General features: G+C 72.6%; 17 protein-coding genes and 1 riboswitch. Of the genes, 12 read left to right on the forward strand and 5 right to left on the reverse strand.

The window, feature by feature from the left end; genetic code table 11:
• Positions 1–334 precede the first annotated feature (334 nt).
• From ACGFRF_RS32020 to ACGFRF_RS32035, 4 genes are all read left to right on the forward strand, one after another.
• On the forward strand, positions 335–1,729 hold the full coding sequence (locus ACGFRF_RS32020; RefSeq protein WP_393745957.1) for a M16 family metallopeptidase: 1,395 nt from the start codon (positions 335–337) through the stop codon (positions 1,727–1,729).
• The gene (locus ACGFRF_RS32025; RefSeq protein ID WP_393745959.1) at positions 1,726–3,114 is read left to right on the forward strand and encodes a M16 family metallopeptidase; all 1,389 of its coding nucleotides are present in this window, start codon (positions 1,726–1,728) and stop codon (positions 3,112–3,114) included. Before ACGFRF_RS32020 ends, ACGFRF_RS32025 begins: the two co-directional genes overlap by 4 nt.
• A gap of 210 nt (positions 3,115–3,324) precedes the next feature.
• A riboswitch (cyclic di-AMP (ydaO/yuaA leader) is annotated at positions 3,325–3,485 on the forward strand.
• A 12-nt stretch (positions 3,486–3,497) separates the two neighbouring features.
• Positions 3,498–4,253, forward strand: coding sequence for a M23 family metallopeptidase (locus tag ACGFRF_RS32030; RefSeq protein ID WP_393745961.1), 756 nt, complete (start codon positions 3,498–3,500; stop codon positions 4,251–4,253).
• A gap of 198 nt (positions 4,254–4,451) precedes the next feature.
• A complete protein-coding gene (locus ACGFRF_RS32035) occupies positions 4,452–5,138 on the forward strand; it encodes a GntR family transcriptional regulator (RefSeq protein ID WP_393745963.1) in 687 nt (228 codons plus the stop codon).
• Positions 5,139–5,418: 280 nt separating this feature from the next.
• Here the strand turns inward: ACGFRF_RS32035 and ACGFRF_RS32040 are convergent, their stop codons facing one another.
• A complete protein-coding gene (locus ACGFRF_RS32040) occupies positions 5,419–5,700 on the reverse strand; it encodes an HPr family phosphocarrier protein (protein ID WP_030563197.1) in 282 nt (93 codons plus the stop codon).
• A 177-nt stretch (positions 5,701–5,877) separates the two neighbouring features.
• On the opposite strand from ACGFRF_RS32040, the gene ACGFRF_RS32045 reads away from it, so the two are divergent.
• From ACGFRF_RS32045 to ACGFRF_RS32065, 5 genes are read left to right on the forward strand one after another with little or no spacing between them, the layout of a single operon-like run.
• Positions 5,878–8,700: a GNAT family N-acetyltransferase gene (locus tag ACGFRF_RS32045; RefSeq protein WP_393745965.1), complete on the forward strand. Its 2,823-nt coding sequence runs from the start codon at positions 5,878–5,880 to the stop codon at positions 8,698–8,700.
• A 16-nt stretch (positions 8,701–8,716) separates the two neighbouring features.
• Positions 8,717–9,130, forward strand: coding sequence for a hypothetical protein (locus tag ACGFRF_RS32050; RefSeq protein ID WP_393745967.1), 414 nt, complete (start codon positions 8,717–8,719; stop codon positions 9,128–9,130).
• A 1-nt stretch (position 9,131) separates the two neighbouring features.
• The gene (locus ACGFRF_RS32055; RefSeq protein ID WP_393745969.1) at positions 9,132–9,728 is read left to right on the forward strand and encodes a DUF5998 family protein; all 597 of its coding nucleotides are present in this window, start codon (positions 9,132–9,134) and stop codon (positions 9,726–9,728) included.
• On the forward strand, positions 9,728–10,918 hold the full coding sequence (locus ACGFRF_RS32060) for an alkaline phosphatase family protein (protein WP_393745971.1): 1,191 nt from the start codon (positions 9,728–9,730) through the stop codon (positions 10,916–10,918). Before ACGFRF_RS32055 ends, ACGFRF_RS32060 begins: the two co-directional genes overlap by 1 nt.
• Before the next feature lie 38 nt (positions 10,919–10,956).
• Positions 10,957–11,607: a thymidine kinase gene (locus ACGFRF_RS32065; RefSeq protein ID WP_393745973.1), complete on the forward strand. Its 651-nt coding sequence runs from the start codon at positions 10,957–10,959 to the stop codon at positions 11,605–11,607.
• A gap of 88 nt (positions 11,608–11,695) precedes the next feature.
• Here ACGFRF_RS32065 and ACGFRF_RS32070 read toward each other — a convergent pair whose 3' ends face one another.
• Entirely contained in the window at positions 11,696–12,487 is a 792-nt protein-coding gene (locus ACGFRF_RS32070; RefSeq protein WP_393745975.1) for a VOC family protein, read from the reverse strand.
• A gap of 319 nt (positions 12,488–12,806) precedes the next feature.
• Between ACGFRF_RS32070 and ACGFRF_RS32075 the strand changes: the two genes are divergently transcribed.
• Positions 12,807–13,658 carry a sulfurtransferase gene (locus ACGFRF_RS32075; RefSeq protein ID WP_393745977.1) on the forward strand — a complete coding sequence of 284 codons (852 nt, stop codon included), beginning with the start codon at positions 12,807–12,809 and terminating at the stop codon, positions 13,656–13,658.
• A gap of 63 nt (positions 13,659–13,721) precedes the next feature.
• Here the strand turns inward: ACGFRF_RS32075 and sepH are convergent, their stop codons facing one another.
• Complete coding sequence (gene sepH, locus ACGFRF_RS32080) at positions 13,722–14,762, reverse strand: septation protein SepH (RefSeq protein WP_393745979.1); 1,041 nt, start codon at positions 14,760–14,762, stop codon at positions 13,722–13,724.
• A gap of 491 nt (positions 14,763–15,253) precedes the next feature.
• On the opposite strand from sepH, the gene ACGFRF_RS32085 reads away from it, so the two are divergent.
• Positions 15,254–16,045, forward strand: coding sequence for a hypothetical protein (locus tag ACGFRF_RS32085; RefSeq protein WP_393745981.1), 792 nt, complete (start codon positions 15,254–15,256; stop codon positions 16,043–16,045).
• Here the strand turns inward: ACGFRF_RS32085 and ACGFRF_RS32090 are convergent.
• Positions 15,969–17,288 carry a D-arabinono-1,4-lactone oxidase gene (locus ACGFRF_RS32090; RefSeq protein WP_393745983.1) on the reverse strand — a complete coding sequence of 440 codons (1,320 nt, stop codon included), beginning with the start codon at positions 17,286–17,288 and terminating at the stop codon, positions 15,969–15,971. The two genes, ACGFRF_RS32085 and ACGFRF_RS32090, sit on opposite strands and share 77 nt — an antisense overlap.
• Positions 17,248–18,486 (reverse strand): MFS transporter, encoded by a 1,239-nt coding sequence (locus ACGFRF_RS32095; RefSeq protein ID WP_393745985.1) that lies wholly within the window; start codon positions 18,484–18,486, stop codon positions 17,248–17,250. The genes ACGFRF_RS32090 and ACGFRF_RS32095 overlap by 41 nt, the downstream gene beginning before the upstream one ends.
• 172 nt (positions 18,487–18,658) lie before the next feature.
• On the opposite strand from ACGFRF_RS32095, the gene ACGFRF_RS32100 reads away from it, so the two are divergent.
• Positions 18,659–19,786, forward strand: a complete 1,128-nt coding sequence (locus tag ACGFRF_RS32100) for a ferrochelatase (RefSeq protein WP_393745987.1) — start codon at positions 18,659–18,661, stop codon at positions 19,784–19,786.
• The last annotated feature ends 7 nt before the right edge of the window (positions 19,787–19,793 follow it).

A 19,793-nucleotide genomic window follows, 5' to 3' on the forward strand; every position in this document is an offset into this window, starting at 1 on the left:
CCCCCCCCCCCCCCCCCCCCCCCCCCCCCCCCCCCCCCCCCCCCCCCCCCCCCCGCGCCCCCTCGGCTCGCTCTTGCTGCTGAAGCGATTGACGGATCTGACGCGGACCATTGTGGACCGCGGCACTGACAGCCCGGGCCACGACCCGGTCTCCGCCGGCCTGGCCGGTGCCCGGAGGCCATCGGGAGAGGGGTCGCAGGCAGGCTACGCGATCCGCTGTGGGCGTACGTCCCGCGGGAACTTCACCGACGTCCCGCACGCTTTGCATACAGTGGCAGGAACGGCAGGAAAACCGCGGTTTCTTTCGACCGCCTCCGCTCGCGAAGGGACGTACATGCCCATGGGTCACACGACCACAGCCGAGGCAGGCTCCGGGGGCCTGACAGCGACCGAGCACCGCCTGGCCAACGGTCTGCGCGTGGTGCTCTCCGAGGACCACCTGACCCCGGTGGCGGCGGTGTGCCTCTGGTACGACGTCGGTTCCCGCCACGAGGTCAAGGGGCGTACCGGCCTGGCTCACCTCTTCGAGCACCTGATGTTCCAGGGCTCGGCGCAGGTCAAGGGCAACGGCCACTTCGAGCTGGTGCAGGGCGCCGGCGGCTCGCTCAACGGCACCACCAGCTTCGAGCGGACCAACTACTTCGAGACCATGCCGGCCCACCAGCTGGAGCTCGCCCTCTGGCTGGAGGCCGACCGCATGGGCTCGCTGCTGGCCGCCCTGGACGACGAGTCCATGGAGAACCAGCGGGACGTCGTCAAGAACGAGCGCCGCCAGCGCTACGACAACGTCCCCTACGGCACCGCCTTCGAGAAGCTGACCGCCCTCTCCTACCCGGAGGGCCACCCCTACCACCACACGCCGATCGGCTCGATGGCGGACCTGGACGCGGCCACCCTGGAGGACGCGCGCCAGTTCTTCCGCACCTACTACGCGCCGAACAACGCGGTGCTCTCCGTGGTCGGCGACATCGACAGCGCGCAGACGCTCGCCTGGATCGAGAAGTACTTCGGGTCGATCCCGTCCCACGACGGCAAGCCCCAGCCCCGCGACGGCTCCCTGCCGGAGATCATCGGGGAGCAGCTGCGCGAGGTCGTCGTCGAGGAGGTCCCGGCGCGCGCCCTGATGGCCGCCTACCGGCTGCCGCACGACGGCACGCGCGAGGCGGACGCGGCCGACCTCGCCCTGACCGTCCTCGGCGGCGGCGAGTCCTCCCGCCTGTACAACCGGCTGGTGCGCCGCGACCGTACGGCCGTCGCGGCCGGTTTCGGCCTGCTGCGCCTGGCCGGCGCGCCCTCGATGGGCTGGCTCGACGTGAAGACCTCCGGTGACGTGGAGGTGCCGGTCATCGAGGCCGCCATCGACGAGGAACTGGCCCGGTTCGCCGCGGAGGGCCCCACGCCCGAGGAGATGGAGCGCGCCCAGGCCCAGTTGGAGCGTGAGTGGCTGGACCGGCTCGGCACGGTCGCCGGCCGCGCCGACGAACTGTGCCGGTACGCCGTGCTGTTCGGCGACCCGCAGCTCGCCCTCACCGCCGTGCACCGCGTCCTCGAGGTGACCCCCGAGGAGGTCCAGGAGGTCGCCAAGGCCCGCCTGCGGCCCGACAACCGCGCGGTCCTCGTCTACGAGCCCAAGTCCCCGGAGGCCGTCGAGGACGCCGAGGTCCCGGAGGATCCGGAGCAGGAAGCGACCGTAGAGGCCGGTAACGAGAACGAGGAGACGGCCAAGTGACCCAGCTCGCCACGATGGACTTCCACCCCCAGCCGCAGCCGGGCGAGGCCAGGCCGTGGGCGTTCCCGGCCCCCGAGCGCGGCACGCTCGACAACGGTCTGACGGTGCTGCGCTGCCACCGCCCCGGCCAGCAGGTCGTCGCCGTCGAGGTGCTGCTCGACGCGCCCCTGGACGCCGAGCCGGCCGGCCTGGACGGCGTCGCCACGATCATGGCGCGAGCCTTCTCCGAAGGCACCGACAAGCACTCCGCCGAGGAGTTCGCGGCCGAGCTGGAGCGCGCGGGCGCCACGCTGGACGCGCACGCCGACCACCCCGGTGTCCGGCTCAGCCTGGAGGTCCCGGCCTCCCGCCTGGCCAAGGGCCTCGGACTGCTCGCCGACGCCCTGCGCGCCCCGGCCTTCGCCGAGAGCGAGGTGGAGCGGCTGGTCCGCAACCGCCTGGACGAGATCCCGCACGAGCTGGCCAACCCCTCCCGCCGGGCGGCCAAGGAACTCTCCAAGGAGCTGTTCCCGGCCGCCTCGCGCATGTCCCGCCCGCGGCAGGGCACCGAGGAGACCGTCGAGAAGATCGACGCGGGGGCGGTACGCGCCTTCTACGAGCGGTACGTACGCCCGGGCACGGCCACCGCGGTCGTGGTCGGCGACCTGACCGGGGCCGATCTGGACGCGCTGCTCGGCGACACCCTGGGCGCGTGGACCGGCACCCGGGGCGAGCCCCGGCCCGTGCCGCCGGTGACCGCCGACGACACCGGCCGCGTGGTCATCGTGGACCGGCCCGGCGCCGTCCAGACGCAGCTGCTCATCGGCCGGGTCGGCCCGGACCGGCACGACCGCGTCTGGCCCGCCCAGGTGCTCGGCACCTACTGCCTCGGCGGCACCCTCACCTCCCGCCTGGACCGCGTCCTGCGCGAGGAGAAGGGCTACACCTACGGTGTGCGTGCCTTCGGGCAGGTCCTCAGGTCCGCCCCGGACGGCACCGGTGCCTCGATGCTCGCCATCAGCGGCTCCGTGGACACCCCCAACACCGGCCCCGCGCTGGAGGACCTGTGGAAGGTGCTGCGCACCCTCGCGGCGGAGGGCCTGACCGACGCCGAGCGGGACGTCGCCGTGCAGAACCTGGTGGGTGTGGCGCCGCTGAAGTACGAGACCGCGGCGGCCGTCGCGAGCACCCTCGCCGACCAGGTCGAGCAGCACCTGCCCGACGACTTCCAGGCGACGCTGTACCAGCAGCTGGCCGCGACGGGCACGGTGGAGGCCACCGCGGCCGTCGTCAACGCCTTCCCGGTGGACCGGCTGGTGACCGTCCTCGTCGGTGACGCGGCTCAGATCAAGGCGCCGGTCGAGGCGCTGGGCATCGGCGAAGTCACCGTCGTCGCCGCGGAGTAGCGGCACGCGCGCGTGGGGCCCTGACGACCCGCGGGTCGTCAGGGCCCCACGCTGTTCCACCGGCTGCCCAGATGCCCGATTTGAGGCGGAGGTTGCCTGTCTGCCCTGTGGGATGCGCTACAAAAGCCCCGATCCGTTTGAGGATTGAAAGCAGGCTTTCGTAGCGTCATGCGGGCTGTTCGTCAGGCAGTGCGCCGCACCCGCGGCACCGGACAGCCATCGCCGAGTCCCCGTACGGCGCGAGCCAGGGGAGCCGGGGACCCACCGTCCCTGGGGTGAATCGGGTGCCCATGCGAGAGCGAGGGGGCCCGTAGGAGACCTTCCTGCTCCGAACCCGTCAGCTAACCCGGTAGGCGAGAGGGAAGGAAAGGACCAGCCACTTCATGGCGTTCATGTGCGCCACCGGGAAGCACCGCAAGCCCGGCCGGGTCAAGCGGACCACCGCTCAGGCGGCCGGTATCGCGGCCCTCACCACCACCGGTGTCATCGGCACCCTCGCCGTCTCGCCGGCGCTCGCCGCGGAGAACTCCCTGGAGCAGACCGGTCTCACGCCCGTCCTCGCCGCGAGCGACGACGTGGCCGAGCAGATCGACGCGCAGGCCGCCGCTCAGCAGCAGGCCGCCCAGGAGAAGGCGGCCGAGGAGGCCGCGGCCAAGGCGGCCGCCGAGAAGGTCAAGCAGGAGCGTGCGGCCCAGGCCCGCGCCGCCCGCGAGGCCGAGCGCAAGCGCCTGAACGCCTTCGTCGCCCCGATAGCGCACTCCTACGTCTCCACGGCCTACCAGGCCACCAGTTCCCTGTGGTCCTCCCGTTCGCACACCGGCGTCGACTTCCACGCCGCCAGCGGCACGTCCGTCCACGCGGTCGGCTCCGGCACCGTGGTCTCCGCCGGCTGGGGCGGCGCGTACGGCAACCAGATCGTGATCCGGATGGCCGACGGCATGTACACCCAGTACGGCCACCTGTCGTCCATCGGTGTCACCGTGGGCCAGAAGGTCACCCCGGGCCAGCAGATCGGCCTGTCCGGCGCGACCGGCAACGTCACCGGCCCGCACCTCCACTTCGAGGCCCGCACGACCCCCGACTACGGCTCGGACATCGACCCCGTCGCCTACCTCCGCAAGCACGGCGTGAACGTCTGACCCTCCGTCGCACGGCACCCGAAGCCCCGGCTCGCCGAGCCGGGGCTTTCGTCGTTTTTCGCGGTGTCCGCCGGGCCCGTTGTCCAAAAAATATGCATGGATTCCGGCCCGCCGTCGGAAATTACGGCTCATTGGAATAGAGTCACGGGACACACGTCCATCGTCGACGTTTCACGGGGATTAAGGCGGAGGTCGGTCATGCGTATTCCGGCGCACTCGGTGTGCACGGCGATCCGGGACGACATCGTCGCGGGTGTCTACGAGCGCGGCAGCCGCCTCACCGAGGAAGTCCTGGCCCGCCGCTACGGCGTCTCACGCGTCCCCGTCCGCGAGGCCCTGCGCACCCTGGAGGCGGAGGGCTTCGTGGTGACCCGCAGGCACGCGGGCGCGTGCGTGGCCGAACCCACCGAGCAGGAGGCCGCCGACCTGCTGGAGATGCGCATGCTCCTGGAACCGCTGGGCGCGGCGCGGGCCGCCCAGCGGCGCACGGAGGCCCACCTCAAGGTGCTGCGCGGCCTGGTCCGGCTGGGGCAGGAGCGGGCCAGGCGGGGCAACAGCGAGGATCTGCGCTCGCTGGGCGGCTGGTTCCACGAGACGCTCGCCCAGGCCTCCGGCAGCCCCTCGCTGACCTCGATGCTCACCCAGCTGCGCCACAAGATCGCCTGGATGTACGCGGTGGAGGCGCCGTCGAGCCCGCTGGAGGCCTGGGCGGAGCACGGCGCGATCGTGGACGCGGTGGCGCGCGGCGACGGTGAGCGCGCGCGGGCGGTCACGGCGCTGCACGCCGAGCGCGCGACGAGCGCGCACCGCCTTCGCTTTTCCGGCGCCGCGGAGCGTGTGAGGACTTCGCAACATGCCGTAAACATGTCGGGCCAGCGGCATTAACACGGGCGCCGTATACAAAGAAGAGCTATTCGGCGGCGGGGCATTTTCTGCGCTGCCCGAATTCCGCTGTGCCGTAATTCATGAGAGGGCGCCACACGCATGCCGGCGGTAAATCGGCGGTAAATCGGTGGCAAATGGAGCGGGGCGTGCGGCGCTTATGACGCAGCCGCGTGCGGAGGGTGCGAGCTTATGACGCAGCCGCGTGAGCATTGCGCCGCACAGGGTGCAGCCGCGCCGCCCCGAGGGGCCGACGCGGCTGCGGCGTGAGCGCGCGAGGCGCTCAGACGGTCTCGGGCAGCTCTTCCAGGCCCTCGGCGACCAGCTTGGCCAGACGGTCCAGGGCGGCGTCCGCGCCCTCGGCGTCGGAGGCCAGGACGATCTCCTCGCCACCCTGGGCGCCCAGGCCCAGGACGGCCAGCATGGAGGCCGCGTTGACGGGGTTGCCCCCGGCCTTGGCGATCGTCACCGGGACGCCTGCGGCCGTGGCGGCTCGGACGAAGATGGAGGCGGGACGGGCGTGAAGGCCCTCGGCCCAGCCGACGTTGACGCGGCGCTCAGCCATGTGTTGCTGCCCTTCAGTCTTCAGGGTTGTCTAGACCAGTTTCCCATATCGTGAAGCGTCCCCGGAGTGGACCTTCGTCCCCTCCGGTGTGGCGTCGGACCGCGGCCTCGGTCCGGCTTGTCGTCCTCCACAGACTGCCTCGCGCCGTTGTCGTACGCGAGCCGTACTCTGGGGCCCATGCAGACCTCGGCGGACCGGCAGGACCGGCACGAGTACCCCGCCCACTGGGAGGCGGACGTGGTGTTGCGCGACGGGGGCACCGCGCGCATCCGGCCCATCACCGTTGATGACGCCGACCGCCTGGTCAGCTTCTACGAGCAGGTCTCGGACGAGTCGAAGTACTACCGCTTCTTCGCGCCGTACCCGCGGCTCTCCGCCAAGGACGTCCACCGCTTCACGCACCACGACTTTGTGGACCGGGTGGGACTCGCGGCCACCATCGGCGGCGAGTTCATCGCCACCGTACGCTATGACCGCATCGGTACCGACGGAATGCCCGCCTCCGCGCCCGCCGACGAGGCCGAGGTCGCCTTCCTGGTGCAGGACGCCCACCAGGGCCGCGGGGTCGCCTCCGCCCTGCTGGAGCACATCGCGGCCGTCGCCCGCGAGCGGGACATCCGCCGCTTCGCCGCCGAGGTGCTGCCCGCCAACACCAAGATGATCAAGGTGTTCACCGACGCCGGCTACACCCAGAAGCGCAGCTTCGAGGACGGTGTCGTACGCCTGGAGTTCGACCTCGAACCCACCGACCGCTCCCTCGCCGTGCAGCGCGCGCGGGAGCAGCGCGCCGAGGGCCGCTCGGTACGACGGCTCCTCGTGCCCGGCTCCGTCGCCGTCGTCGGCGTCGGCCGCACCCCCGGCGGAGTGGGCCGCAGCATCCTCGGCAACATCAGGGACGCCGGCTATCCCGGCCGGCTGCACGCCGTGAACAAGGCCTTCCCCGAGGACCTCGAGGAGGTCGACGGGGTGCCGGCGTACCGCTCGGTGCGGGACATCGAGGGACATGTCGATCTCGCCGTGGTCGCCGTACCCGCCGAGCACGTGCCCGCGGTGGTCGCCGAGTGCGGAGAGCACGGCGTCCAGGGGCTCGTCGTGCTCTCCGCCGGATACGCCGAGAGCGGTCCCGAGGGGCGCGAACGCCAGCGGGTCCTCGTCCGGCACGCGCGCGCGTACGGCATGCGGATCATCGGCCCGAACGCCTTCGGGATCATCAACACCGCGCAGGACGTCCGGCTGAACGCCTCCCTCGCCCCGGAGATGCCCCGCCCCGGCCGCATCGGGCTGTTCGCCCAGTCCGGCGCCATCGGCATCGCCCTGCTGTCCCGGCTGCACCGGCGCGGGGGAGGGGTGACCGGGGTCACGGGCGTGTCCACCTTCGTCTCCGCGGGCAACCGCGCCGACGTCTCCGGCAACGACGTCCTCCAGTACTGGTACGACGACCCCGGGACCGACGTCGTCCTCATGTACCTGGAGTCCATCGGCAACCCCCGCAAGTTCACCCGGCTCGCCCGGCGGACGGCGGCGGCCAAGCCGCTGGTCGTGGTGCAGGGGACGGGCGCCGCGCCGCAGGGCCACGCGGTACGCGCCACGCGGCTGCCGCACGCGACCGTCTCCGCCCTGCTCCGGCAGGTCGGGGTGATCAGGGTCGACACGATCACCGAGCTGGTCGACGCGGGCCTGCTGCTCGCCCGGCAGCCGCTGCCCGCCGGTCCGCGCGTGTCGATCCTCGGCAACTCCGAGTCGCTGGGCGTGCTGACGTACGACCGCTGCCTGGCGGAGGGGCTGCGCCCGGCGCGACCACTGGACCTGACGACGGCGGCGACGGCCGAGGACTTCCACCGGGCGCTGGCGCGGGCGCTGGCGGACGAGACGAACGACGCGGTCGTCGTCACGGCGATCCCCGCGATCGGCGAGGGGTCGCCGGGGGACGCGGAACTGGCGCAGGCGTTGCGGTCGGCTGCGGCGGCCGTTCCCGGCAAGCCGGTGCTGGTGGTGCACGTGGAGCTCGGCGGGCTCGCCGAGGCGTTGTCGGCTGCGGCGAGCACCGCACCCCAGGCCGTCGACAAGGCGCCCACCGGAGTGACCGGCGCCGACGACGCACCCACCGCGGTAACCGCGGAGCCGCCCCCCGAAGGCACCCATCTGATCCCCGCCTACCCCGCCGCCGAACGCGCCGTCCGGGCCCTCGCGGAAGCCGTCAAGTACGGGCAGTGGCGTCGGGAGGCGGCTGATCCCGGGAAGGTGCCGGAGTACGACGACATCGACGAGAAGGCCGCCGCGCGGCTGATCGGCGAGCTGCTCGAACGGGGCGAAGGACTCACGATCCCCGCCGACGAGACCTGCGAGCTGCTCGGGGCGTACGGCATCGACGTGCGCCGGGCGTGCCCCGCACCCACCCCGGACGCCGCAGCCGAGGCCGCCCGCGCCCTCGGCTACCCGGTGGCCCTGAAGGCGACCGCCCCGCATCTCAGGCACCGGGCCGACCTGGGCGGCGTACGCCTGGACCTCGCCGACGAGGAGCAACTGCGCCGGGCGTACGCCGAGTTGACCGAGCTGTTCGGGGCGCCGGAGGAGCTGCGGCCGGTGGTGCAGGCCATGGCGCCGCGCGGGGTAGACACGGTGGTACGCGCCGTGATCGATCCGGCGGCCGGTGCCGTGCTGTCCTTCGGGCTGGCCGGGGCCGCCTCGCAGCTGCTCGATGACATGGCGCACCGGCTGATCCCGGTCACCGACCGGGAGGCGACCTCGCTGGTTCGGTCGATCCGTACGGCACCCCTGCTGTTCGGCTGGCGCGGCTCCACACCCGTCGACACCCCCGCGCTGGAGGAGCTGCTGCTGCGCGTCTCCCGGCTCGTGGACGATCACCCGGAGGTGGTCGCGGTCACCCTGGAGCCGGTCGTCGTCGCCCCGCACGGCGTGAGCGTCCTCGACGCCACCGTACGGCTCGCGCCGCCGCCCGCCCGCGACGACCTCGGCCCGCGCACGCTGCCGGCCTACTGAGCGGGGGAGGGGCGGCGTGGAGATCGCCGGACGCGAGCTGTCCGAGGGCAGCTGGTGGGACTGGGAGGTCATCGCCTGGGACGCGGGGCAGCTGCGCCTGGCGGCCGGGTACGACCTCACCTACCACCACGGTCTGGAGCTGGTCCTCCTCGATCCCGTCCTCGTCTCGTGCCCACCGAGCTTCCAGGACCCCGTCTTCCGCGCGCCCACGGCCCGGGAGACGGCACGTCTTCGGCGGGCGCTGGGCGCGGAGGCGGCCCTCGTCGTCGCGTTCGAAGCGGTCTCCGGTGGCCCAGAACCCGTCTCCTGCCTGGTCGCCGCCGAACGGCTGGACATCCGCCCGGGGCAGCTGCGCAGACACGCGCGCCCGCGTGCGCAGGCCGCCCCGGGTCCCCGTGACTGGCCCGGACCGCCCTTGCCCACGGATTAGGATGGACGCCATGGCCAAGACCAGTACGACGACCCAGGGGCTGCGCGCGGCGATCGAGCGCAGCGGCTACTACCCGGCCCTCGTGGCCGAGGCGGTGGAGGCCGCTGTGGGCGGCGAGCCCATCCGGTCGTACCTGGTCCACCAGGAGACCACGTTCGACCAGAACGAGGTGCGCCGGCATGTGACCGTGCTGGTCCTCACCGGCAACCGCTTCATCGTGAGCCACACCGACGAGCAGGCCGCCGACAGCACCTCCCCGACGCCGTACGCCACGACGTCCACGGAGTCCGTGAAGCTCGGCCGGATCTCCTCGGTCGTGGTCAGCCGCGTGGTCGCCAACCCGGAGCAGTACAAGCCGGGCACGCTGCCCCGCGAGGTCGTGCTGACCATCGGCTGGGGCGCGGTGAGCCGCATCGACCTGGAGCCCGCCGCCTGCGGCGACCCCAACTGCGACGCCGACCACGGCTACACGGGCAGCTCCACGGCGGACGACCTGAGCCTGCGCGTCAGCGAGGCCGGGGACGGCCCGGAGACGGTGCGCCAGGCGCTCGCCTTCGCGCAGGCCATCTCGGAGGCGACCGCGGACCTCACGCGCTGATGTCCCAGCTCTCCGCCTGGGACCACCCGGAACCGCTCGCCCTGGACACCGCCCCGCTGCCCGAGTACGGCACCGGCTCCCTCGCCGACCTGCTGCCCACCCTGGCCGCCGGGATGGGCGTCCCCGGCCTGACCGCCACCATCGAGGAACTGGCCGCGGCCGACCGGGTCTGCGTCTTCCTGATCGACGGGCTCGGCTGGGAGCAGCTGCGGGCGCACCCCGACGAGGCTCCGTTCCTGACCTCGCTGCTCGGCAGCTCCCGCGGCGGCACCGGCCGCCCGCTCACCGCCGGCTACCCGGCGACCACCGCGACCTCCCTGGCCTCCGTCGGCACCGGTCTGCCGCCGGGCGCCCACGGCCTGCCCGGATACACCGTCCGCAATCCGGCCACCGGCGAGCTGATGAACCAGCTGCGCTGGCAGCCGTGGACCCCGCCACGCCCCTGGCAGCCGTATCCCACCGTCTTCCAGCTGGCCCACCAGGCCGGGGTGCACGCCGCCCAGGTGTCCTCGCCCGCCTTCGCGCAGACCCCGCTCACCAAGGTCGCGCTCAGCGGCGGCACCTTCCACGGCCGGCTGACCGGCGAGGAGCGCATGGACCTCGCGGCCGAGCAACTGGCCGCCGGGGACCGCTCACTGGTGTACACGTACTACGCCGAACTGGACGGCGCCGGGCACCGCTACGGCGTCGCCTCCGACACCTGGCGCGGCCAGCTCATGTGCGTCGACCGGCTCGCCCAGCGCCTCGCCGAGCAACTGCCGCCGCGCAGCGCCCTCTACATCACCGCCGACCACGGCATGGTCGACATCCCGTTCGACGACGAGCACCGGATCGACTTCGACGCGGACTGGGAGCTGCGCGCCGGGGTCGCCCTGCTGGGCGGTGAGGGGCGGGCACGGCACGTGTACGCGGTGCCGGGCGCCGGGAACGACGTCCTGACCGTCTGGCGCGAGGTGCTCGGCGAGCAGTTCTGGGTGGCGTCGCGGGACGAGGCGATCGCGGCGGGCTGGTTCGGCCCACGCATCGACGAACGCGTGTACGCGCGGCTCGGGGACGTGGTCGCGGCCGCGCACGACGACGTCCTGATCATCGCCTCCGAGCGGGAGCCCAAGGAGTCGGCACTGGTCGGCAACCACGGTTCGATGACCCCCGCGGAGCAGCTGGTCCCGCTGCTCGAAGTACGCTCCTGACACCCCTGCCGCCCTCGCCGAAAGGTGCTCAACCCCTCATGCCCGAGCTGGTGTTCTTCTCCGGAACGATGGACTGCGGGAAGTCGACGCTGGCTCTGCAGATCGAGCACAACCGCTCCGCCAGGGGCCTCGTCGGCATGATCTTCACCCGGGACGACCGGGCGGGCGAGGGCAAGCTGTCCTCCCGGCTGGGCCTGGTCACCGACGCGGTGGAGGTCGAGGACGGTCAGGACCTCTACGCCCACATCGTCGAGCACCTCTCCCGGGGCGGCCGCGCGGACTACGTGATCGCGGACGAGGCGCAGTTCCTCGCGCCCGGGCAGATCGACCAGCTCGCGCGCGTGGTGGACGACCTGGGCCTGGACGTCTACGCCTTCGGCATCACCACCGACTTCCGCTCCAAGCTGTTCCCCGGCTCGCAGCGGCTGGTGGAGCTGGCCGACCGCATCGAGGTGCTCCAGGTGGAGGCGCTGTGCTGGTGCGGCGCCCGCGCCACCCACAACGCCCGCACGATAGGCGGCGAGATGGTCGTCGAGGGCGCCCAGGTGGTCGTCGGCGACGTCAACCAGTCCGCGGGCGAGGTCGGCTACGAGGTGCTGTGCCGCCGCCACCACCGGCGCCGGATGACGGCCGCGTCGGCCCGCGCGGCGGCCCTGTCCCCGGACGTCCTGCCCGTCTCACCGGCCTGAGCACGCACCCCGCCTCCGGCTCGCGGGCCGGCGTCGGCACCTCGGCCCGCGCCGGCCGGGCCACCACTGACGGCTCGGGCCCCGGTTCTCAGCACGGGTCCTGGATCACCGAGAACTCGGCTCCCTCCGGGTCCGCCACCGTCGCCACCCGGCCGTGCGCGCTGTCGTGGACGGGTCTGAGCACCCGGCCGCCGAGGTCCACGACCTGCCGCAGCGCGGCCTCGGCGTCGCAGACCTCGAAGTACGTCCGCCAGTACGACCCCCGGTCCCGCGGCAGCGCGTGGCCCACGCCGTGCAGACCCGCCACCGCACGACCGCCGAGGTGCAGCGTCACGTAGTCGAAGTCGGCGGACACCACCGGCTCCACCTCGTAACCGAACACACTGACGTAGAACTTGGCGACGCTCTCGGTCTCGAAGGTGAGCAGCTCGTCCCAGGCGGGCGTGCCGGGCACGCCGGTGATCGCCGTGCCGAGGTGCGCGGCGCCCTGCCAGATCCCGAACACCGCCCCGGAGGGGTCGGAGACGATGGCCATCCGCCCGGCCTCGGCGGCGTCGAGCGGGCCGACCGCCACCGTGCCGCCGCACAGCCGCACCGTGTCGGCCGTCCGGTCCACGTCGTCCGAGGCGAGGTACGGCGTCCAGGCGATCGGCAGCCGGCGGTCCGGCGGCAACTGGCCCATCCCCGCCACCTCCCGCCCGTCGAGCAGGGCCCGCACGCAGGGGCCGAGCTGCTGCGGACCCGGCCGGAACTCCCAGCCGAACAGTTCACCGTAGAACTCCTCGGTGGCGGCCAGATCGTGCACCATCAGGCTCACCCAGCAGGGCTCGCCGGGCACGTGCCGCGCGTGCGGACCGGCCGACTCCCGTGCCTCGGTCATCGATCACTCTCTCCCCGGCCCCTCGCGGTGGCCGTGTCGCATCCGCTCCCCGGAAGGGGTGTCCACGCGGACCGCGTGTACGCCCGTGCCGGTGCCCGCGTCCTCCCCTGTGCCGCCTGCCGTGCCGCGCCGCGGCCCGGCGGTGGCACGGGGAGGACGCCGGATCTGCCGTGGTTCGCCGCTTCCTGACGGCGGCCGACGTGTCCGCCGGCCGTACAGCGCGTGCTCGATCCCCTACGCCTCGTGATCGAGTCTGTCCGGCCGAGCAGAGTAGCCGGACCTGGACGCCGCGGCCACCCCTGGCGTATGGATGGACGCCATGAGAGCCATCATCACCGCGACCGAACTCGCACACGAGCTGACCGGCGCGACCCCGCCCGTGCTGCTGGACGTCCGCTGGCAGCTGAGCTTGGCGAAGGCGGCGGGCGCACCGGCCTTCGACGGACGGGCCGAGTACGCGGCCGGGCACATCCCCGGCGCGGTCTTCGCCGACCTGGACCGAGAACTGGCCGCCACACCGGGGGCGGCCGGCCGCCATCCGCTGCCGGACCTTGAGGAGTTCGGCGCCGCGATGCGCCGCGCGGGGGTGTCGGCGGGCCGGCCGGTCGTCGTGTACGACGGCGGACAGGGCTGGGCGGCCGCGCGCGCGTGGTGGATGCTGCGCTGGACGGGTCACCCGGACGTGCGGGTCCTCGACGGCGGATTGCCGTCCTGGGAGGGCGAGCTGTCCACGGCGGTGCCCGATCCGGCCGAGGGCGACTTCGTACCGGCGTCGGCCGCCGCGGGACTGCTGGACGCGGACGGGGCCGCGGCGCTGGCCCGCACGGGTGTGCTGCTGGACGCGCGCGCGGGTGAGCGGTACCGCGGTGAGGTGGAGCCGATCGACCGGGTCGGCGGGCACATCCCGGGCGCGGTGTCGGCGCCGACGACGGAGAACGTGGGTCCCGACGGCCGCTTCCTGCCCGCGGCGGAACTCAAGGACCGGTTCAAGGCCCTGGGCGTCTCCGAGGACACCGAGGTCGGCGTGTACTGCGGTTCGGGCGTCTCCGCCGCCCACGAGGTGCTCGCGCTGGCCGTGGCGGGCATTCCGGCGGCCCTGTACGTCGGCTCCTGGTCCGAGTGGTCCTCGGACCCGTCCCGCCCGGTGGCGGTGGGCGCGGACCCGCAGTAGGGACGGTCAGCCGGAAGAGGGGGCACGCGCGCGTGCCCCCTCTTGCGTACGTCCTGCGGCCGGTTACTCCTGCTTCTTGCGGCGCGTGCCGAACACGATCTCGTCCCAGCTCGGCACGGCGGCACGGCGGCCGGGGCGGACGCCGTCGGCCTCGGCCTGGCGGTCGGTGGCCCCGATGAGCCGGTCGCGGTGGCTGCCGACCGAGCGGGGCATCAGAACGTCGGCGTAGGCCGAACCCGCCGAGGCGGCGGGTGCCGGGGCCTCTTCCTCCACGGGCTCCTCGGCGGGTTCCTCCGAGGGCTCCGACGGGCGTTCCGGGACCACCAGGTCGCCCCGGAAACTCGGCACGGCCTCCAGCAGACTGGTCAGCGAGTCCCGTTCGCCCGTGCTCTCCTCGGGAGGCTCGGACGGTTGCGCGGGCAGACTGGGCCGCTCCCGGTCGCCCCGGTCGAGGGCGCGGTCCATCGAACGCTCGCGCGGCAGCCGGGCGATGCGCGGGACGAACGGGAAGCTCGGCTCGGGCACGGCGAGGTCGTCGGACTCGCCGATCAGCGAGCGCGCCTCGTCGTCCACGGCCTGGACGAGCCGCCGGGGCGGGTCGTACGTCCAGCTCGCCGAGTGCGGTTCGCCCGCGACCCGGTAGACGAGGAGGACTTCCCAGGTGCCGTCGTCGCGGCGCCAGGAGTCCCACTGCACGGTGTCCTTCTCGGCGCCGCGCAGCAGCAGTCGCTCCTGGACGGCCTCGCCGAGCAGCGGGCCGGAGTTCTCGCCGGGACGGCGGACCGGGGTCTTGCGGGCACGCTCGGCCATGAAGGCGCGCTCGGCCAGCACGGGACCCTCGAAGCGCCGCACCCGGTCCACGGGGATGCCCGCGAGCTGTGCGACCTCCTCCGCCGTGGCACCGGCACGTATACGCGCCTGGATGTCGCGGGGCCGGAGATGGCTCTCGACCTCGATCTCGATCTGACCGAGACGGGGGCGGTCGCCGCGCACAGCGGCACGCAGCCGTTCGTCGATCGGAAGTGTGTACTCCGTGGAGTCGGCAGCTTTGAGCACCAGTCGTGTGCCGTCATTCGAGACGGCCACGACACGCAGTTCGGGCATGGGGACCTCCCGGGTGGTGCCTGCCGACGTCACGTGCGTCGCTGCTTCCGCTAGTCGAGTGTGGCCTGCCCGGGTGCAGCCTGCCACAACCTTGCCGAGTTGCCCGGCGTGTCGGGCACGGGCCCTGGACCGCCGTTATGGCACGGTTACCTGTTCGCAACGCTAAGTGACCAACTCCGTCACCCTGTGCAACTAGCCCCCTCCCGGCGGTCGTGCAAGGCCGCGGGCACCCTGGTGGGAGACCGGACCCAGGGCTCGCAACAGTACTCCATTCGGACCATGTGCGTGGATCGGCGCGCCGCCCAACTTCTGGCAAGGGGTGCGACTTGGCCGTCCGCAACCGGCTTTGTCGATCATGAACGTGGTGAACTTCACGTAATCCCCAGAAACGGAACTAATGGTTTCGTCTGTACGTCCCTTTCTCGTGCAGTCGATCGATCAATGTCATCAAGTAGACCGTCAAGTAGGGGAAAGGCAGGCAAGTTCCGGGTATGCGTGAGACGCCCGATGCGGGTCGGAAGCGGATCGACCTGAACGTCCCCCAGGTCGCGGGCGGTGCCCTGGCGGCGGTCGTGGCGGCCAAACTGGCTTCGTACTTCGGGGTGTACGGCACGATCCTCGGTGCCGGGGTCGTCAGCGTCGTGGCCACCTGCGGCGGCACGGTGTTCCAGCACTTCTTCAAGCGGACCGGGGAGCAGTTGAAGGAGAAGGCGGCGGTGGCCGTCCGGCCGAGGGAACAGGTGGCACCGCTTCCCGGCGAGTTCACCGAGGGCACCGTCTACCGCGCGCGGGTGAAGAACTGGAGACGCCCGGTCCTCGCGGCCGCCGTCGTCTTCGGCGTCACCATGGCCGGCATCACCGCGTACGAAATGGTGTCCGGCGACACCTTCAGCGGCGGCAGGGGCACCACGGTGGGCGAAGCCGTCACCGGCCGCGGCCCGTCCTCCGCGACGTCCGGCTCCACCGATCCCGGTTCTCCGCGAACGGATTCCCCGAAGTCCGGTTCCCCGCGGTCCGATTCCTCGACGTCCACGGGGGGCTCGCCCTCGTCGCCGCCCTCCGGTACGCCGGACGGTCACCGGTCCGGGACCGACGGGGGGACGACCGGCGGCGGGACGCCCGCGCCCGGCGGCTCCGCCGGCACGGGGCCGAGCGACGACGTGAGTACGTCCCCGACCCCCACGCCCAGTGGGTCCGCCGCGCCGCCTACGCCCCCAGAACCCTCCGCAAGTAGTCGTTCCGGAACAGCCGTTCAGGGTCGAGACGGTCTCTCAGCGCAGTGAACTCGCCGAAGCGCGGGTACACCCGGGCGAAGTACTCGGCGTTCCGCGTGTGCACCTTGCCCCAGTGCGGCCGGCCCTCGTGCGCGGTGAAGATGCGCTCGGCGGCGGTGAAGTAGGCCTGGTACGGCGTGCCCCGGAACATGTGCACGGCGATGTAGGCGCTGTCCCGGCCGGAGGCCGTGGACAGGGTGATGTCGTCCGCCGGGGCGGTGCGCACCTCCACCGGGAAGCTGACGCGCAGGCCCGAGCGGTCGACCATGGCCTTCAGCTCGCGCAGCGTCTCCACCAGGGCCGCGCGCGGGACGGCGTACTCCATCTCCACGAAGCGCACCCGGCGCGGCGAGGTGAAGACCTTGTAAGGGATGTCCGTGTACGTCCGCGCGGACAGCGCCCTGCTGGAGATCTGCGCGATCGCGGGGACGGTGGCGGGAACGGCGCGGCCGACCCACTGGGCCGCCTGGAAGACGCCGTTGGAGAGGAACTCGTCCTCGATCCAGCCGGCGAGCTGCCCCACGGGCCGCTCGGGTCCGGCGCTGCGGTTGTTGCGCTTGGTGTTGGTGCTGCCGGTGTGCGGGAACCAGTAGAACTCGAAGTGCTCGTTCTCCGCCCACAGCTGGTCGAACTCGGCGAGGACCCGCGCGAAGGGCATCGGTTCCTCGCGCGCGGTGAGCAGGAACAGGGGCTCCACGGCGAAGGTGATCGCGGTGACGACGCCGAGGGCGCCGAGGCCTATGCGGGCGGCCGCGAAGACCTCCGGGTTCTCCTTCTCGGAGCAGGTGAGCACCGAACCGTCGGCCGTGACGAGTTCGAGTCCCTTGATCTGGGCGGCGATGGAGCCGGACTCGCGGCCGGTGCCGTGTGTGCCGGTGCTGGTGGCCCCCGAGACGGTCTGCTCCATGATGTCGCCCATGTTGGTGAGCGAGAGCCCCTCGCGCGCGAGAGCCGCATTGAGTCTCTTGAGCGGGGTGCCCGCCTCGACCGTGACCGTCATGGACTCGCGGTCGATCCTGCGGATGCCGGTCAACAGGTGAGGGCGGATCAACACACCGTCGGTCGCGGCGATCGACGTGAAGGAGTGGCCGGTCCCGACCGCCTTCACCTTCAGCCCGTCCTCCCGCGCCCGGCGCACCACCGCGGCCAGCTCCTCCACCGAGGCCGGCGCGACCTGCCGGGCGGGGCGGGCGGAGACGTTGCCGCCCCAGTTACGCCAGGTGCCGTTCTTCGCGCTCGCTGTGGTGCTCAACGGTGCCTCCCCGACCCGCGGCCGGCCTGCGGAGCCGGCGGTACCCGAGGAAACCGACCACGACCGCGACGGCTCCGGACACGGCCGGAACCCCGTACCCCGCACCCGCCCCGGCTGCGTCGATCACCCAGCCGGCCGCGGAGGAGCCGAGCGCGACGCCGACCGCGAGGCCGGTGCTCACCCAGGTCATGCCCTCGGTCAGCTGCGCGCGAGGTACGTGCTCTTCGATCAGGGACATCGTCGTGATCATCGTCGGTGCGATGGACAACCCCGCAACGAACAGCGCCACGGCCAGAAGCGGCAGGTTTCCGACCAGTAGGAGGGGGATCATACTCACGGCCATCGCCGTCACGCCCAGCAACCAGCGACGTTCCGGCGCCCCGGCGAACCGCAGCAGCCCGAAGACCACCCCGGCCGCGCAGGAGCCGGCCGCGTAGACGGCGAGGACCACGCTCGCGGCGCCCTTGTGGCCGCGCTCGTCGGCGAAGGCGACCGTGACCACGTCCACCGATCCGAAGATCGCTCCGGTCGCCACGAACGTGGTCACCAGCACCTGGAGTCCGGCCGAGCGCAGGGCGCTGCCGCCGCCGTGGCGCTCGCGCGGGTGCGGCTCCGGCTCGGTGGCGCGCTGGGCGGTGAGCCAGAGGACGCCGACCGCGAGGAAGCAGGCGGCCAGCAGGGGCCCCGCCTCCGGGAACCAGGCCGTGGACAGCCCGATGGAGATGATCGGGCCGAAGATGAAGCAGACCTCGTCGACGACCGACTCGAACGAGTACGCGGTGTGCAGCTTCGGCGTGCCCCGGTACAGCGCCGCCCAGCGCGCCCGGATCATCGCGCCCAGGCTCGGCACCGAGCCGATCCCGGCGGCGCACGCGAACAGCACCCAGTCCGGCCAGCGGAAGTGCGCGGCGAGCAGCAGCCCGGCCGCCGCTGCGAGGGCCACCAGGGTCGCGGGGCGCAGCACCCGCCGCTGTCCGTGCCGGTCCACCAGCCGGGATATCTGCGGCCCGATCGCCGCCGCGGACAGCGCGATGGTGGCCGACAGGGCACCCGCGAGCCCGTACCGCCCGGTGAGCTGGGAGACCATCGTGACCACGCCGATGCCCATCATCGACAGCGGCATCCGGCCGAGGAACCCCGCGGCGGAGAAGGCCTTGGTGCCGGGCTCGGCGAACAGGGCTCTGTAGGGGCTGGGCACGTGGTCTCCGGGCGGCTCGGTAAGGCGCGAATGCGGCTCATACAGCTTACGAATCAGGGCACCCTAATTGCACCCTGTGCGTCAACCGGAAAAAAATGCACAAAATCAGCAGTAACCGGACTTGGTGCCCCACTGTTTCCCGGCTGTCAGTACCGGGTGGCAGGATCAAGACATGCCAGACGCGCTCGATGCCACCCCGTACGACGCCCTGCTCCTGCTCTCCTTCGGCGGCCCCGAGGGCCCGGACGACGTGGTCCCGTTCCTGGAGAACGTCACGCGCGGGCGAGGCATCCCGAAGGAACGCCTGAAGGAAGTCGGGCAGCACTACTTCCTGTTCGGCGGGGTCAGCCCCATCAACGACCAGAACCGCGCCCTGCTGGACGCCCTGCGCAAGGACTTCGCCGGGCACGGCCTGGACCTGCCGGTCTACTGGGGCAACCGCAACTGGGCGCCGTACCTGACGGACACCCTGCGCGAGATGGTCGCCGACGGCCGCCGCCGCATCCTGGTGCTCGCCACCAGCGCCTACGCCTCCTACTCGGGCTGCCGGCAGTACCGCGAGAACCTCGCCGACGCACTGGCCGCGCTGGAGGCCGAGGGCCTTCAGCCGCCGAGGATCGACAAACTGCGGCACTACTTCAACCACCCCGGCTTCGTCGAACCCATGATCGACGGCGTGCTGCGCTCCCTCGCCGACCTCCCCGAGGACGTCCGCGACGGCGCCCACATCGCCTTCACCACCCACTCCATCCCGACCTCCGCCGCCGACACCTCCGGCCCCGTCGAGGCACACGGCGAGGGCGGCGCCTATGTCGAGCAGCACCTGGACGTGGCCCGGCTGATCGCCGACGCCGTCCGCGAGCGCACCGGCGTCGAACACCCCTGGCGGCTCGTCTACCAGTCCCGTTCCGGCGCCCCGCACATCCCCTGGCTGGAGCCGGACATCTGCGACCACCTCGAGGAGCGGCACGCCGCCGGTGTCCCGGCGGTCGTCATGGCCCCCATCGGCTTCGTCTCCGACCACATGGAGGTCCTCTACGACCTCGACACCGAGGCCACGGCCAAGGCCGGCGAACTGGGCCTGCCGGTGCGCCGCTCGGCCACCGTGGGCGCCGACCCACGGTTCGCCGCGGCCGTCCGCGAGCTGATCGTGGAGCGCGCCGCCGTGGAGCGCGGGCAGCAGGTCACCCCCTGCGCCCTGGGCGCCCTCGGCCCTAGCCACGACGTCTGCCCGGTCGGCTGCTGCCCGGCCCGTACGCCCCGGCCCGCGGCCGCGGGCGCCGACAGCCCCTACGCGTGAGGAGACC

Source organism: Streptomyces sp. NPDC048521 (genome assembly GCF_043199855.1).
GTDB lineage: Bacteria > Actinomycetota > Actinomycetes > Streptomycetales > Streptomycetaceae > Streptomyces.

Excerpts from the sequence above, each read along its gene's own strand:
- ACGFRF_RS32085 (WP_393745981.1), top strand. The coding sequence starts at position 15,254 with ATGCGTGAGACGCCCGATGCGGGTCGGAAGCGGATCGACCTGAACGTC.
- ACGFRF_RS32030 (WP_393745961.1), top strand. The coding sequence starts at position 3,498 with ATGGCGTTCATGTGCGCCACCGGGAAGCACCGCAAGCCCGGCCGGGTC.
- ACGFRF_RS32045 (WP_393745965.1), top strand. The coding sequence starts at position 5,878 with ATGCAGACCTCGGCGGACCGGCAGGACCGGCACGAGTACCCCGCCCAC.
- ACGFRF_RS32100 (WP_393745987.1), top strand. The coding sequence starts at position 18,659 with ATGCCAGACGCGCTCGATGCCACCCCGTACGACGCCCTGCTCCTGCTC.
- ACGFRF_RS32035 (WP_393745963.1), top strand. The coding sequence starts at position 4,452 with ATGCGTATTCCGGCGCACTCGGTGTGCACGGCGATCCGGGACGACATC.
- ACGFRF_RS32040 (WP_030563197.1), bottom strand. The coding sequence starts at position 5,700 with ATGGCTGAGCGCCGCGTCAACGTCGGCTGGGCCGAGGGCCTTCACGCC.
- ACGFRF_RS32065 (WP_393745973.1), top strand. The coding sequence starts at position 10,957 with ATGCCCGAGCTGGTGTTCTTCTCCGGAACGATGGACTGCGGGAAGTCG.
- sepH (WP_393745979.1), bottom strand. The coding sequence starts at position 14,762 with ATGCCCGAACTGCGTGTCGTGGCCGTCTCGAATGACGGCACACGACTG.
- ACGFRF_RS32075 (WP_393745977.1), top strand. The coding sequence starts at position 12,807 with ATGAGAGCCATCATCACCGCGACCGAACTCGCACACGAGCTGACCGGC.
- ACGFRF_RS32070 (WP_393745975.1), bottom strand. The coding sequence starts at position 12,487 with ATGACCGAGGCACGGGAGTCGGCCGGTCCGCACGCGCGGCACGTGCCC.
- ACGFRF_RS32055 (WP_393745969.1), top strand. The coding sequence starts at position 9,132 with ATGGACGCCATGGCCAAGACCAGTACGACGACCCAGGGGCTGCGCGCG.
- ACGFRF_RS32060 (WP_393745971.1), top strand. The coding sequence starts at position 9,728 with ATGTCCCAGCTCTCCGCCTGGGACCACCCGGAACCGCTCGCCCTGGAC.
- ACGFRF_RS32020 (WP_393745957.1), top strand. The coding sequence starts at position 335 with ATGCCCATGGGTCACACGACCACAGCCGAGGCAGGCTCCGGGGGCCTG.